This is a genomic window from Paraburkholderia fungorum (genome assembly GCF_003610895.1).
Taxonomy (GTDB): Bacteria; Pseudomonadota; Gammaproteobacteria; order Burkholderiales; family Burkholderiaceae; genus Paraburkholderia; species Paraburkholderia fungorum_B.
In genome coordinates this window covers 359,283-372,674 of the sequence record NZ_MCAS01000012.1, presented here as the reverse complement: position 1 = coordinate 372,674, position 13,392 = coordinate 359,283, and the positions used below count along the sequence as shown (strand labels likewise).

Genomic DNA, 13,392 nt, shown 5'->3' with positions numbered 1-13,392 from the left:
GTGTGTCTGTCTCCTCGGTGTGGTTAGGTACCGAATATGTTTGGCTTATGTGCTACTCGCCTCGTGGTGCAGCAAGGACTGGAAATGGGTGTACACGCGCTCGGCGTCGGGTTCCAGGCCCGTGAAAATACGCATCGCGTCGACCGCCTGATACACCGCCATGCCGCCGCCGCTCAGCGTGCGGCAGCCGAGCGCCTCCGCCGCCTGCAACAGCTCGGTGCGGATCGGGAAATAGACGATGTCCGCCACCCACAAATCGCGGTGCAACAATTCGACTGGCAACGGCAAGCCCGGCAATTTCGCCATGCCGGTGGGCGTGGCGTGAATCAGGCCGCTAGCGTTCATGAGCGCTTTATGGAGCGATGTGAGCGAGTTACCGGCGCTGACGGTAGAAGCAGGAAAACGCTTCTGCAATTCCCCGGCGAGCGACGCGGCGCGCGCGGCGTCCACGTCGAATAACGTGAGCGTTTGCGCGCCCATCGTCAGCGCGGCATGCGCGACTGCCGCGCCCGCGCCGCCCGCCCCCAGTTGCACGACGCGTGCGAGCGACGCGTCCGGCAAACCGCGTTGAAACGCGCGGGCGAAACCGGACCAATCGGTGTTGTGGCCGATACGTTTGCCGTCCCTGAACAGAACCGTGTTGACCGCACCGAGCGCACGCGCGTCGTCGGATAGTTCGTCAAGCAAGGGAATCACAGCCTGCTTGCACGGGTATGTGATGTTCAACCCGTTGTAGCCCATGCGTTCAGCGGCAACGAGCAAATCGGAGAGCGCCGTGATGTCCAGCTTCAAGGCTTCCAGATCGATGCGCCGGTACACATAGTGCAGACCGAGCTTGCTGCCCTCTTCCTCATGCATCGCGGGGCTGAGCGATCCGCCAATGCCCGATCCGATCAGACCGACGAGAAACGATTTTTCGCTCGCCTGAGCGTTCGCTTGTGGGTTCGCTTGCGGGCCCGCCTGTGGGTTCGTTTGCGGGTTTGCCTGAGTGCTCATTTAGCCACCCGGTTCTTCAGGATGACCGCCATCCGCTCCAGCGCGAGCACATAGCCCTGCGTGCCGCAGCCAACGATGATCGCCTCGGCCACCGCCGACACGTACGAGTGGTGCCGGAATGTTTCGCGGCGATGCACATTTGAAATATGCACTTCGATGACGGGCTTTTCGATCGCGCTGAGCGCGTCGGCAATCGCCACCGAGGTATGCGTATAAGCGGCGGGATTGATCACGATGCCGTCGACTTTGGTGCGCGCCGCATGCAGCCAGTCGATGAGCTGATGTTCGGCATTCGATTGGCAGAAGTCGATCGACAGATCCAGCCGCTCGCCCGCATCACGGCAAAGCTTCGCGACGTCGTCGAGCGTTTCCGAGCCGTAGATGGCCGGCTCACGCGTGCCGAGCAGGTTGAGATTCGGTCCGTTGAGGACCAGCACTGATGCAAAACTCATGACGAATACTCCTGCAAAGTAAGGCATAAAGCGGGCCACGGCACGCGCCGCGGCTCTACAACGTGAGCGCAGTGTGCGCGCATTGGCCGCAGCCGTCATTCGGGGTTTATACGAATTTGTACCATCTAGTTAGTTTGTATAAACTGTCGAAAAATTGCGTTATTGTGGGCGTTTGGTCCCACCGGGTATCCGATTACCGGTAACCAGCTAGACCATTTATCGCATTGCAGCATGACGGCCTACAGCGCACGCGAACGCGCCGCAGTGGCCGCCAGGTGCCGTACCAACAGCCGTTTCATTGTTTTTGCAGGAGCCGTTCATGCAACGTTCGATTGCCACCGTGTCGATCAGCGGGACCCTCGTCGAAAAGCTGACCGCCATCCGGGCGGCGGGCTTCGAAGGCGTCGAAATCTTCGAGAACGACCTGCTGTATTTCGACGGCTCGCCCGCCGACGTGCGCCGTATCGCCGAGGATCTGGGGCTGAAGATCATGCTGTTCCAGCCGTTCCGGGATTTCGACGGGGTGAGCCCGGAGCGCCTCGCGCGCAATCTGGATCGGGCGAAGCGCAAGTTCGACGTGATGCATGAACTGGGTACGGACCGGATTCTGGTGTGCAGCAACGTCTCGCCCGACACCATCGGCGACGATTCTCTGATGACCGACCAGCTCGGCGCTCTCGCCCGCGCGGCCGAAGCGGCCGGTGTGATCGCCGGTTATGAAGCGCTCGCGTGGGGCAAGCATGTGAAGACTTACCGCCACGCCTGGAAGCTCGTCAACGCGGTGAATCATCCGAATCTCGGGTTGGTGCTGGACAGCTTCCACACGCTCTCGCTCAACGATACGGTGGACGCGATCGCCGGGATCCCTGGCGAGCGCATCGCCTTCGTCCAGATCGCGGACGCGCCGAAGCTCGCCATGGACGTGCTCGAATGGAGCCGTCACTACCGTTGCTTCCCGGGTCAGGGCGATTTCGATCTGGCGGGTTTCACCGCGCAGGTCGTAAAAACCGGCTATAACGGGCCGCTTTCGCTTGAAATCTTCAACGACGGTTTTCGCGCCGCGCCGACCGCCATCACCGCGGCGGACGGTCATCGCTCCCTGCTGTTTCTCGAGGAACAGACGCGCGCGCTGCTTGAGTCAACCCGGCAGCCGGTCGGCGAGCTCTATCAATCGCCTGCCGCGCCCGCGCATGTCGGCTATCAGTTTCTCGAGTTCGCGGTCGACCCCACCACGCGCGCGCACCTCGTCGACTGGCTCGGCACGCTGCGCTTTCGCGAGGCCGGCCGGCATCGCTCGAAGGATGTGACGCTGTTTCAGCACGGCGCGGCGTCGATCGTGCTGAACGCCGAACCGGATTCGTTCGCCAACGCTTTCTTCCAGCGGCATGGTTTGTCGCTGTGCGCGTCGGCGTTTCGCGTGGACGACGCCAATCAGGCGTTCGAGCGCGCCGCCGGCTTCGGCTACGCCCCGTTCTCGGGCCAGATCGGTCCGAACGAACGCGTGCTGCCCGCCGTGCAGGCGCCCGACGGCAGCCTGAACTATTTCGTCGACGAAACGCCGGACCAGCCCACCCTGTTCGAAGCGGACTTCATCCTCACCGACATCAACGGCCCGACCGAAGTGGGGCCGCTCACGCGGATCGACCATGTCTGTCTGTCCGTGCCGGCGCCTGCGCTGGATACGTGGGTTCTGTTTCTGCGGACCGCGCTCGGTTTTCAGGCTGAGCCGGGCGTGCTGGTGCCCGATCCGTACGGGCTGGTGCGCAGCCGCGCGCTGCGCAGCGGTGACGGTTCGGTGCGCATCGTCCTGAACGCGTCGGTGGACCACCACACGGCGGTGGCCGAGGCATTGCACACCTACCACGGCTCGGGCCTGAACCACGTCGCGTTCAGCACCAGCGACATTTTCAGCGCGATTCCCGGGTTCGTCGCCGACGGCCTGCCGGTGCTGCGCATCCCGCGCAACTACTACGACGACCTCGCCGCCCGCTATGCGCTGCCGGACGACACGCTCGAGGCGCTGCGCGCTCACAACATCCTGTACGACCGCGACGAGCGCGGGGGCGAGTTCTTCCACGCCTACACCGAACAACTCGATCAGCGGTTTTTCCTCGAAATTGTCGAACGGCGCGGCGGCTACGACGGATATGGCGCCCTCAACGCGGCCGTGCGGCTCGCGGCGCAGGCCCAGCGCCGTAAGTAGGCTTTCCTGCCTGGCAAGGCTGGGCGGCTTCGGGCTTCGGGCTTCGGGCTTCGAGCTTCGGGCTTCGGGCTTCGGGCTTCGGGCTTCGGGCTTCGCACGCAGTTTGCATTGTGGCCGTCCGCCCGCGGATTCAGGCAGATCGGGCACAGCCCATGCGTGCCTCGCTCGAACAGGTGCGCCGCGCCGATATAATGGCGGCTGATCCGCGGTCCGGTGCCGCACGCACTTTGCCCGATGCGGGCGCACCGTCGCGCCGAATGAAACGCCAGGAGAGATATGAAGAAGTTTGCCGTAGTCCTGTCAGTTCCCCTGCTTCTCAGCGCTTGCGCGTACTTCCAGAAGAATCCGGATGCCGGCGAGCCCGTCACGGACACCACCACCCAGCGCTCGGTCAATGACGTAGTCGCCTGCCTGACGCAAGTGGCAACCAGTCACAACGCCGCGTTCAAATCGACCGGCATTCCGCAGGGCCAGATGCTCGACTTCGGCGATTCCAATATCGTCAAGGTGCGCAGCGACAACGGCGCGACGACTTATCGCTTCTATGCGGGCAAGCGCCACGTGAACAATCTGTGGATTGAATCGGCGAGTAAAACCTGCGCGCCGTAAGGTAAGCCAGGGTAAGAATCGGGCAAGTGTAACGATCGGTAACTTGTTCCGACGCAATGATAGTGTCACGGTGTTACATCACAATGGTGTCTTAAGAATCGTTTAAGACTTCATCCGCATGATCCACCCGACACTATCCCGCACAAGGTGCGCCCCATGAATCAGCCCGATCACAACACGAACGAGACAACGGCACCAGCAAAGCGGCCTACTATTCTGCGCCGCCTGCTGAGCCATCACGAACTGGCAACGCTCCTGCTCTTGCTGCACGCGCCGATCGACGCATCCGCGAAACCCGAGATTCCGCAGCTTCACGAAGCCGGCCTGATCGAAACGGTTGCCGGCGACGCAGGTGCTTCGCAAATCCGTCTGACGCCTGAAGGCAACGCAGTGCTGCGCGGACTTGGCGTGAAATAAGGCAAGGCAAGCTCAAGGTAAACGATCACTCAGGCCTGCCATACGCCGTACCCCGCCTCACGCAGTCCAATCGCCAACTCTACTTCCATATCCTGTGCGCCGCGGTAAGGCATCGGATTGAATACTTCATACAGTTCCGGCAAGAGGCGCAGACCGTAATCGCGCACATAGCGATTTGCCTGAATACCGGCTTTGTGCCGGTCGAATCTCAGATCCGGGTCCAGTCCCGTCATTCCCACGTACACGCAAGGCTTGTCGAACCGGTAGTCCGGATTCGCACGCCGAAAGCGCGCCTCGTTCCAGACGGTATCGTCCAGCGCGATGACGTAGACATAGTAATGATGCTTGCGACGAACCATGGGGCCGGCGTTCAGCTTCGCGAGGTTCCGTGCAGCAGCATCCGGTATTCGGTCGGCGTGATGCCCACGGTCGCCTTGAATTGGCGCGTAAAGGCGCTGTGGTCGGTGTAGCCGCAGAGCGCGGCGACGTCGGTGACCTTGTCGTGCGAAACCAGCAGCGCGGTGGCGGCGTCCAGCCGGGTTTTCAGCAACACCTGGCGCGGTGTCAGATGAAACACCTTGTGGAAGTAGCGCTCCAGTTGCGCCACCGACATATCCGCCATGGCAGCGAGCTGCTTCAGATTCAAGGGCTGTACGTAATTCTCCTGGATGGACTGCACCACCGCGGCCAGCCGGCTGTAAGCGGGGTGACTGCTTTCGTCGGCTTTCAGATCACGGGAGATGCCGGCCAGGCCGACCACCCTGCCCGCCGGATCGCGCAGCGGCTGCTTGCAGGTCAGGCACCAACCCGGCTGGCGGCCGGGGTACAGGTGCAATTCCAGCTGATCGATCATCTGGCTGCCGACATTGATGATCGCTTTGTCCTGCGCGGTGTAGATGCGGCCAAAGCGGCGCGGAAAGACGTCCTCGGCGGTCTTGCCGAGCAGCGCGGCCTTTTCCTTGAAGCCACAGCGCGAAGCCAGCGTGCGATTGACGAGCGCATAGCGCGCGTGCGCGTCCTTGACGAAAAACACGACGTCCGGCATCGCGTCGAACACGGGTTCGAGCAACGTGAAATGCGACAGCATGCCGGACAGCGTTGCGTCGTCCGGTTCGAGCGGATGAGCCAGCGTGTTCATCATGCGGATTCCGTGGTCGGTGCGGTTTTGCGTGGGCCGTGCGTTGCCGGCGCGCGCTTGCGCTCGATTATAGGACCACGCGGCCGGGACAATCTCCAGGAGCCGCATGGACGCCGGGGCTTACTCGGCCGGCGGCGACTCAACGCTCGCCGCCATCAAGGTGCCGATTTGCGCCGGACTGAACGGCGGGCGCGGCGCCGCGGCTTGCCAGCCGAAATACAGCCCCGCCGCGGCGCCGCAGATTCGTCCCTGGCATGCGCCCATTCCGCAGCGCGTATGCAGCTTCGCCTCGCGCCAATCCGGATAGGCGCGCACGGCGCCGAGGCTGACGTCTTCGCAACGGCAAAGCAGCGTGGCGTCGTCGGGTGGGGTGCGTGCGGCGCTCTGCAAGGCAAAGGCCGCTTCGATACGGCTGGCGAAACGCCGCCATCGGGCTCGTTGCGCATGCAGCGCGGCGCGGTTTGCCGGGGGCTGCCCCGACAGGGCGCCGCTCGCGGAAAGCCCGGCGATCTCGCCTTCCACACCCGCCAGTTCCGCGCCGCCAACGCCCGTGCATTCACCCGCCGCCAGCACGCCATCCGCTGACGTCCGCTGCTCGCTGTCGACGACGATCTCACCCGCTTCGTTGATCTCACAGCCGAGCGCCTGCGCGAGCGTGATATTCGGCACGAGTCCATAGCCGCACGCGATGCGGTCGCAATCCAGTGTGAGTTGGCGCGAGCCGCGCTGAATCGTCACGCGCTCGACCCGACCGTCACCCAGCGCTTGCCTGACGACGCTGCCGGTCCAGTAGCGCACGCCAGCGAAGCCACGCGTCATGGTCAGGGCTTGCCGCAACTTCGCCGGCTCGCCCAACAAAGAGACTCCGAAGCGGGCGACCGCGAACGCCGGCGCCTGCTCCACCACCGCCACCACCTGCGCCCCGGCAGCACGCGCGGTGGCGAGCGCGGCGATCAGCAGCGGCCCGCTGCCGGCAATCACGATCCGTTCGCCGCGCACCGGCATGCCGCCCTTGATGAGTGCCTGCAGCGCGCCCGCACCGGTCACACCCGGCAGCGTCCAGCCCGCGAATGGCAGGAGCCGCTCACGCGCGCCGGTCGCGAGAATCAGCCGGTCGTAGCTGATGGACACGCCGCCATGCTCAGCGGACTCGAGCAGCAAACCGCGCGAGCCCAGAGGCGCGATCACGCGAGTCGACGGCAAAAGGGTGACGTTGGTCTGCATCTTCAAGCTGGCGAGCAGGTCTTGCAGCGGCGCTTGCGGCAGATGGCCAGGACCCTGCCGCCAGATTTGACCACCGGCGCGCGGATTGTCGTCGAGCAACGCAACTGTGGCGCCCGCGCGTGCCGCGGCTTGCGCGGCGTTCAAGCCGGCCGGCCCGGCGCCGACCACGACGACATCGAAGTGTTGCTTCATCGTGAGCCTGTGACGGTGTCCGTGCCCTCGGCGGCAGTGGCGTGGATAGTTGTGATCGTGTTGCCCTCGCCGTTTGTCTCGACCGTCGTGCAAACCACTTGCCCGTCACGGCAAAGCGTCTGGCACGCCACCGCGTGCGCCCGGCCGTCGATCGTGACGCGGCACTCCTCGCACACACCCATGCCGCACAGTGCCGCGCGCGCCTCGCCGCCAACCGATGTCCGCGTGCCGCTCGCGCCCGCAATCACAAGCGCCGCGGCCACAGTCGTACCCGCTTCGACCGCGACGCGCCTACCGTCGATCGTCAGGTGGAGGTGAATTGCATTGGCGTTAGTCATGGGTCGCCATCTCTTGCGCAAAACGGCCCGGCAAGTAGGGTTCGACGGGAATCGGCGCGACGTTCCCCACGATTTGCGCGGCCAGCAACTTTGCGCTCGCGAGCGAGGTCGTCACGCCTAGACCTTCGTGTCCTACCGCGAGCCACACGCCGGGTGCAAAGTCGCCGGCCGGGCCGATCAAGGGCAATCCGTCAGGCGACGCCGCTCGAAAGCCGGTCCACGCGCGGATGCCATTGAGCGTCGGCAGAACCGGCAGGTAGTGCGCGGCGCGCTGTAGCATCTGGGCGAGCACCGGCAGGTCGACGGCGGGATCGCTTGTATCGAACTGGCGCGACGAGCCGATCAGCAACTGGCCGGTAGGCCGCGGCTGCGCATTGAATGCCACCGAGGTGCCGGCTGCATGATGCGCGCTCTTGATGTAGCCGAGTTCGAGCAGTTGATGACGAATGAGTTCGGGATAACGGTCGGTGATCAGCAGGTGACCTTTCTTGGGCTGCAACGGCAGCGAGCGCAGCAATTGCTGCGCGCCCAGGCCATTGGCCACGATCACATGGGCGGCGCCGATGCGCTCGCCGTCGGCCAGCGTCACGCCGCTGTTACTGATGGCGGCAACCCGCGCGCCGAGCCGCACCTGGATATTCTCGACTCCTGAGGATTGCGTCAGCAGCCATTCGGCGACGGTGGGCGCATACACAATGCTGTCGTGTTCGATCCGCAGGCCGCCGGCCATCGACTGCGCCAGCGCCGGCTCGCACGCTCGCAACTCGGAAGCGTCGAGCATCTGTGCCGACACGCCCTGTGCTTCGAACGCGGCGTGCATGGTGCGGGCGGCTTGCCACTCCTCGTCGTCGGCTGCGACCCATAGCGTGCCGCAGCGCGCGAACCCGTCGCGCGCGCGCAATTGTGGCGCGAGCGCCAGCCACAAGTCGCGCGAATAGCGGCTCAACGCGAATTCCGCGGGCGAGTCGTTCATCACGACGATATGGCCCATGCCCGCCGCCGTCGCGCCGCCGCCGATGCCCTGTGCGTCGAGTACCTCGACCTGCATGCCGAGCGCGGCCAGCTCAGCCGCGCAAGCCGCGCCGACAATGCCGGCCCCGACAATCAACGCGTCCGCCGTCATGCCGTGCGGATGCCCCAGGCGAACGGATCACGCTCGTCGAAACACAAACGCCCTTCGGCCATGATGTGCGCGTGGCCGGTGATGGTCGGAATCACCGAGACGCCATCGCCCGCGTGACGATAGCTCGCCTCGAATACGCTGCCGATAATGCTCTCCTGCCGCCACACCGCGCCTTCAGCGAGCTTGCCGTCCGCCGCCAGGCAGGCGATTTTCGCGCTCGTGCCGGTACCGCACGGTGAGCGATCGTATGCGTTGCCGGGACAGAGAACGAAACTGCGGCTGTCGATGCCGTCGCGCGAACCGGGTCCAAAAAGTTCGACGTGATCGATCAGGGCGCCGTCTGCACCGGTAATACGCTGCGCGATCAGCGCATCGCGGATTGCCGCGCTGAATGCGCTCAGCTCGGCGATCCGGGCCGCCTCCAGCGCGTGCCGGTGGTCGGCGACGAGAAAGAACCAATTGCCGCCCCAGCCGATGTCGCCGGTCAATTTGCCGTAGCCCGGCACGTCCACCTGAACGCCTTGCCGGTAGCGATAAGCCGGCACGTTGCGCACGGCCACGCTGCCGTCCTCGTTGAGCGTCGCCTCGACGAGGCCGACCGGCGTCTCGATCCGATGACGCCCCGGCCCGATCCGCCCCATGTGCGCGAGCGAGACCACGAGGCCGATCGTGCCGTGTCCGCACATGCCGAGATAGCCCACGTTGTTGAAAAAGATCACGCCGGCCGCGCATGCCGGGTCGTCCGGCTCGCAGAGCAGCGCACCGACCACCACGTCCGAGCCGCGCGGTTCCGTGACGACGCCCGCGCGCCAGTCGTCGAAATGCGTGCGAAACACGTCCAGACGCTGCGCCAGCGTGCCGCCGCCAAGCGCCGGGCCACCCGACACCACCAGGCGGGTCGGTTCACCGCCGGTGTGCGAGTCGATGATATCGAGGGTTTTCATGATGCACATGGTAGGAATGCCGGGCGTCGCAGTCTTGGTGTGCTTAATCGCGGATTGTGACGATTTCAGCATAATCACTGCGCTCGCACCCGCACCGCCCACTCTTTGAAAACTGGACACATCCCGTATCTGAACAGCACCTTCCGAACGGATTCGAGAACGCACGCAAGGCCCCGCCCATAAGATCTCGACGCATTTCGCGCACTGTCCTGAAATAGCTGAACTGGTTCATCTTGCTGGGCCCACACGCGCGAGCACTATGCTGAAATCGTCATCAGCCACGCATGAATCACGCAAGACGGCGGCATTTTCCCTGCTTACACTGCGCTTCAATTCAACTCACTCGGGAGAGCAATCGTGGCGCATATCTGGGAAGGCGTATGGCCTGCGGTAACCACCAAATTTCACGCGGATTTCAGCATAGATCGCCAATGGACCGCGAAGAATATCGACGCGCAGATCGACGCTGGAGTTGACGGCATCATCGTGTGTGGATCGCTCGGCGAAGCGTCGACCCTTTCGCTGGACGAGAAGCTGGAAGTGCTCGACGTCGCGGTCGAAGCCTCACGCGGACGCGTCCCGGTATTGCTGACGATCGCCGAGAACAGCACGCTCGACGCCTGCCGCCAGGCCGAAGCCGGTAGCGGACATGGCGCGGCGGGTTTCATGGTGCTGCCCGGGCTGCGTTATCTGTCGGACCGGCGTGAAACGCTGCATCACTTTCGCAGCGTCGCCGACGCGAGTGCGCTGCCCCTGATGATCTACAACAATCCGCTGGCCTATGGCGTCGACATGACGCCCGAGATGTTCGCGGAAATCGCCGACGAAAAGAAGATCGTCGCGATCAAGGAATCATGCGGCGACGTGCGCCGCGTAACCGATCTGATCAATGTGGTCGGTGATCGCTTCGCGATTCTGTGCGGAGTCGACAATCTCGCGATGGAAGCCATATTGATGGGCGCGCATGGCTGGGTAGCCGGTCTGGTATGCGCGTTTCCGCGCGAGACGGTCGTGATTTACAGGTTGCTGAAGGCGGGCCGTCTTGAAGAAGCGCGCGCGATCTATCGCTGGTTCGCGCCCCTGCTCGCGCTCGACGTCTCGGCGAAGCTGGTGCAAAACATCAAGCTGGCCGAGACGATCGTCGGGCTTGGCACGGAGCCGGTCCGGCCGCCGCGCCTGCCCTTGGCCGGCGATGAACGCAAGGCCGTTGAAGCGTTGATCCGCCGGGCGATCGAGACCCGGCCGGTGCTGCCGCAGGTTTGAGTTGCGGCAGGCTCAGGCCGCCTGCTTCTGCTCCCCCGCTTCGTCTTGCCGCAGGTGCAGCAGCCGATAGCCGCTCTTGTAAACGGGCTGCAGCCGGAAATCGTTCTGCGGCTCGATCTCGAGCAGCAAACGCAGGCGCGACACGTGGCTGTCGATGGTGCGGGTGAATTCGCGAAACTCGCGGCCCCACACCATCGCGAAGATATGGTCGCGCGACAGCACACGGCCAATATTGGAAAAGAACAGCGACGCCAGCCGGTATTGCGTACCCGACAACGGCACCGGCTGGCCGCGCAGCATGACGAGCTGGCGATGCGTGTCGAAATGGTAGGGACCGACGTCGAAGCTCGCGGCGCTGAAACGCTCCGGATAGGCGCGCCGCAGTAACGCCTTGACGCGCTCGCGAAACTCGCCCGGCCGCAACGGCAGCACGACATAGTCGTCTGCCCCGCTGACAAAGGCACGCACCGCGCTGTCCTCGGATGTCTCCGCCGAGGCGAACAGGACCGGCAGCCGGTCGCCGCCGACCGCGCGCACCGAGCGCAGCACCTCGGCGCCCGACAGGCGGCCGCCTTGCCAGTCAAGCACCAGCAAATCCACGGTGGAACGGGCGAGCGCTTTCGACATGCTCAGACCGTCGTCGTAAGCCATACAGGTATGGCCGGCGCTCATGAGGACTTTTTCGATCGATTGACGCAGGACGGGGTCACGCTGAAGGATGGCAATGCGCATGGGATGACTCTCAACTGATAGCTCGGACGCGATTCTCAGAGGGACGCCCAGGTCATCCCATAGGAGCATTCCTAATTTGCGCATCAATCGCCCGGTTCCGACAGGTGCGTGCCGCGTTCCTACGCGGAAAGCGAGAGCTCGCACGGCACACCGCCCTCTTGGCACAGCAAACTGCCGAGAAGGCAGGTTTTGGGGAACCTTTTCCAGTCTAATTAAGTACTTCCCGAAGCGAACAGCTTTCGTCCTGTAAAATCCCCGCCCTGGTCCCAGTCGTCATCACGCTGGCCCTACCCGGGCCGGCGCGCCGGTGTCCCGTGCTCTACCCAGCGCTTGTCACACTTCTCGCCCGACGACCGCCGTATTTCCACGCGCTACGTGTGGCTCCCAATTCAAGACAAGACACAAGCAATGCAAGCGACAAATCTGGGTGGAGCGCAGGCTGTCACCCCACGCCCTCTTGGGCGAAGCGATTACAAGACGCTCGGCCTCGCCGCGCTCGGCGGGGCGCTGGAGTTTTACGACTTCATCATCTTCGTATTCTTTGCGCCGGCAATCGGCCAGTTGTTCTTCCCCGCCGCGATGCCGGACTGGCTGCGCCAGGTGCAGACCTTCGGCATCTTCGCGGCAGGCTATCTGGCACGGCCGCTTGGCGGCATCATCATGGCGCACTTCGGCGACCTGTTCGGCCGCAAGCGCATGTTCACGCTGAGCGTCCTGTTGATGTCGGTGCCGACGCTGATGATGGGCCTGCTGCCCACCTACGCCAGCATCGGCGTGCTGGCGCCGGTCTTGCTGCTGCTGTTCCGCGTGATGCAAGGCGCGGCGGTCGGCGGCGAAGTGCCGGGCGCCTGGGTGTTCGTCTCCGAGCACGTGCCGCAGCGGCACGTCGGCTATGCATGCGGCACGCTGACGGCCGGCCTAACGGCAGGCATCCTGCTCGGCTCGCTGATCGCTTCGGCGGTAAACCGCCACTTCGCGCCGGCGGAAATTGCCGCTTACGCATGGCGCATTCCGTTCCTCGTGGGCGGCGTGTTCGGCATGTTCTCGGTTTATCTGCGCCGCTGGCTGCATGAGACGCCGGTGTTCGCCGAACTCAAGCAACGCAAGGCGATCGCCGCGGAAGTGCCGCTCAAGGCCGTCCTGCGCGACCACGGCCGCGCCGTGATCGTGTCGATGCTGCTCACGTGGATGCTCTCGGCCGCGATCGTCGTGGTCATTCTGATGACGCCGACGCTGCTGCAAAAGCAGTTCCATATCGCGCCGGCCACCGCGCTGCTGGCGAACTGCGTGGCGACCTTGTGCCTGACGATCGGTTGCGTAATGGCAGGCTCGATCGCCGGGCGGATCGGCGCGGGGCGCACGATTTTCATCGGCGGCCTCGCGCTGGCGGTGACGTACTACGTGATGTTCCAGCAACTCGCCGTCGATACTTCGGCCCTGGTGCCGCTGTACGCCGTAGCCGGTCTTTTTGTCGGCGTGATTGGCGCGATTCCGTTCGTGCTGGTCAAGGCGTTCCCGCCCGTCGTGCGATTCTCGGGCATCTCGTTCTCGTATAACGTCGCCTACGCGGTGTTCGGCGGTCTGACACCGATCGCGGTTTCGCTGATGATGAAGTCGAATCCGATGGCCGCGCCGCTCTACGTCGGCGCAATCTGTATTCTCGGGGCTTTGACGACGCTGTTTATCAAAGACGCGCCGCAAACGCGCTAAGCAGCGTTTTTGCGTAACGGCGCACCGCGTGGTGCGCCGTTGTTCCATCGG

Annotated in this window: 13 protein-coding genes and 1 pseudogene; 5 read left to right on the top strand and 9 right to left on the bottom strand. The window is 64.1% G+C overall.

Annotation, left to right across the window (positions count from 1 at the left end; translation table 11 throughout):
* Window positions 1-45: 45 nt before the first annotated feature.
* Complete coding sequence (locus tag BCY88_RS14415) at window positions 46-996, bottom strand: shikimate dehydrogenase (protein ID WP_120344885.1); 951 nt, start codon at window positions 994-996, stop codon at window positions 46-48.
* Entirely contained in the window at window positions 993-1,448 is a 456-nt protein-coding gene (aroQ, locus tag BCY88_RS14410) for a type II 3-dehydroquinate dehydratase (RefSeq protein WP_120344884.1), read from the bottom strand. Before aroQ ends, BCY88_RS14415 begins: the two co-directional genes overlap by 4 nt.
* A gap of 319 nt (window positions 1,449-1,767) precedes the next feature.
* Here aroQ and BCY88_RS14405 point away from each other — a divergent pair, with 319 nt between their 5' ends.
* The 3 genes from BCY88_RS14405 to BCY88_RS14395 all read left to right on the top strand — a co-directional run bounded on the left by BCY88_RS14405 (window position 1,768) and on the right by BCY88_RS14395 (window position 4,677).
* On the top strand, window positions 1,768-3,651 hold the full coding sequence (locus tag BCY88_RS14405) for a bifunctional sugar phosphate isomerase/epimerase/4-hydroxyphenylpyruvate dioxygenase family protein (protein ID WP_120344883.1): 1,884 nt from the start codon (window positions 1,768-1,770) through the stop codon (window positions 3,649-3,651).
* Between the two features lie 276 nt (window positions 3,652-3,927).
* Window positions 3,928-4,260, top strand: coding sequence for a hypothetical protein (locus BCY88_RS14400; RefSeq protein WP_063499824.1), 333 nt, complete (start codon window positions 3,928-3,930; stop codon window positions 4,258-4,260).
* Window positions 4,261-4,416: 156 nt separating this feature from the next.
* Window positions 4,417-4,677, top strand: coding sequence for a hypothetical protein (locus tag BCY88_RS14395; protein ID WP_120344882.1), 261 nt, complete (start codon window positions 4,417-4,419; stop codon window positions 4,675-4,677).
* 29 nt (window positions 4,678-4,706) lie between these two features.
* On the opposite strand, the gene BCY88_RS14390 is transcribed toward BCY88_RS14395, so the two are convergent.
* The 6 genes and pseudogenes from BCY88_RS14390 to BCY88_RS14365 form a co-directional block, all read right to left on the bottom strand.
* Window positions 4,707-5,036: a hypothetical protein gene (locus BCY88_RS14390; protein ID WP_120344881.1), complete on the bottom strand. Its 330-nt coding sequence runs from the start codon at window positions 5,034-5,036 to the stop codon at window positions 4,707-4,709.
* An 11-nt stretch (window positions 5,037-5,047) separates the two neighbouring features.
* Window positions 5,048-5,815, bottom strand: coding sequence for an AraC family transcriptional regulator (locus tag BCY88_RS14385; protein WP_120345025.1), 768 nt, complete (start codon window positions 5,813-5,815; stop codon window positions 5,048-5,050).
* Window positions 5,816-5,935: 120 nt separating this feature from the next.
* Window positions 5,936-7,231, bottom strand: a complete 1,296-nt coding sequence (locus tag BCY88_RS14380; RefSeq protein WP_120344880.1) for an FAD-dependent oxidoreductase — start codon at window positions 7,229-7,231, stop codon at window positions 5,936-5,938.
* Between the two features lie 86 nt (window positions 7,232-7,317).
* A pseudogene (locus BCY88_RS14375) lies at window positions 7,318-7,569 on the bottom strand ((2Fe-2S)-binding protein); the annotation flags it as partial.
* Window positions 7,562-8,692, bottom strand: coding sequence for an NAD(P)/FAD-dependent oxidoreductase (locus BCY88_RS14370; RefSeq protein WP_120344878.1), 1,131 nt, complete (start codon window positions 8,690-8,692; stop codon window positions 7,562-7,564). The gene BCY88_RS14370 and the pseudogene BCY88_RS14375, both read right to left, overlap by 8 nt.
* On the bottom strand, window positions 8,689-9,645 hold the full coding sequence (locus BCY88_RS14365) for a 4-hydroxyproline epimerase (protein ID WP_120345024.1): 957 nt from the start codon (window positions 9,643-9,645) through the stop codon (window positions 8,689-8,691). The genes BCY88_RS14370 and BCY88_RS14365 overlap by 4 nt, the downstream gene beginning before the upstream one ends.
* A 348-nt stretch (window positions 9,646-9,993) precedes the next feature.
* Here BCY88_RS14365 and BCY88_RS14360 point away from each other — a divergent pair, with 348 nt between their 5' ends.
* A complete protein-coding gene (locus BCY88_RS14360; RefSeq protein WP_120344877.1) occupies window positions 9,994-10,899 on the top strand; it encodes a dihydrodipicolinate synthase family protein in 906 nt (301 codons plus the stop codon).
* Between the two features lie 12 nt (window positions 10,900-10,911).
* Here BCY88_RS14360 and BCY88_RS14355 read toward each other — a convergent pair whose 3' ends face one another.
* On the bottom strand, window positions 10,912-11,631 hold the full coding sequence (locus tag BCY88_RS14355; protein ID WP_120344876.1) for a response regulator transcription factor: 720 nt from the start codon (window positions 11,629-11,631) through the stop codon (window positions 10,912-10,914).
* A gap of 408 nt (window positions 11,632-12,039) precedes the next feature.
* Here BCY88_RS14355 and BCY88_RS14350 point away from each other — a divergent pair, with 408 nt between their 5' ends.
* The gene (locus BCY88_RS14350; RefSeq protein WP_120344875.1) at window positions 12,040-13,341 is read left to right on the top strand and encodes an MFS transporter; all 1,302 of its coding nucleotides are present in this window, start codon (window positions 12,040-12,042) and stop codon (window positions 13,339-13,341) included.
* The last annotated feature ends 51 nt before the right edge of the window (window positions 13,342-13,392 follow it).

What these genes read in the sequence shown, in the direction of transcription:
- BCY88_RS14355 (WP_120344876.1), bottom strand. Translation starts at nt 11,631, where the DNA reads ATGCGCATTGCCATCCTTCAGCGTGACCCCGTCCTGCGTCAATCGATC.
- BCY88_RS14365 (WP_120345024.1), bottom strand. Translation starts at nt 9,645, where the DNA reads ATGTGCATCATGAAAACCCTCGATATCATCGACTCGCACACCGGCGGT.
- BCY88_RS14350 (WP_120344875.1), top strand. Translation starts at nt 12,040, where the DNA reads ATGCAAGCGACAAATCTGGGTGGAGCGCAGGCTGTCACCCCACGCCCT.
- BCY88_RS14390 (WP_120344881.1), bottom strand. Translation starts at nt 5,036, where the DNA reads ATGGTTCGTCGCAAGCATCATTACTATGTCTACGTCATCGCGCTGGAC.
- BCY88_RS14400 (WP_063499824.1), top strand. Translation starts at nt 3,928, where the DNA reads ATGAAGAAGTTTGCCGTAGTCCTGTCAGTTCCCCTGCTTCTCAGCGCT.
- BCY88_RS14405 (WP_120344883.1), top strand. Translation starts at nt 1,768, where the DNA reads ATGCAACGTTCGATTGCCACCGTGTCGATCAGCGGGACCCTCGTCGAA.
- BCY88_RS14385 (WP_120345025.1), bottom strand. Translation starts at nt 5,815, where the DNA reads ATGAACACGCTGGCTCATCCGCTCGAACCGGACGACGCAACGCTGTCC.
- BCY88_RS14380 (WP_120344880.1), bottom strand. Translation starts at nt 7,231, where the DNA reads ATGAAGCAACACTTCGATGTCGTCGTGGTCGGCGCCGGGCCGGCCGGC.
- BCY88_RS14370 (WP_120344878.1), bottom strand. Translation starts at nt 8,692, where the DNA reads ATGACGGCGGACGCGTTGATTGTCGGGGCCGGCATTGTCGGCGCGGCT.
- BCY88_RS14395 (WP_120344882.1), top strand. Translation starts at nt 4,417, where the DNA reads ATGAATCAGCCCGATCACAACACGAACGAGACAACGGCACCAGCAAAG.
- aroQ (WP_120344884.1), bottom strand. Translation starts at nt 1,448, where the DNA reads ATGAGTTTTGCATCAGTGCTGGTCCTCAACGGACCGAATCTCAACCTG.
- BCY88_RS14415 (WP_120344885.1), bottom strand. Translation starts at nt 996, where the DNA reads ATGAGCACTCAGGCAAACCCGCAAACGAACCCACAGGCGGGCCCGCAA.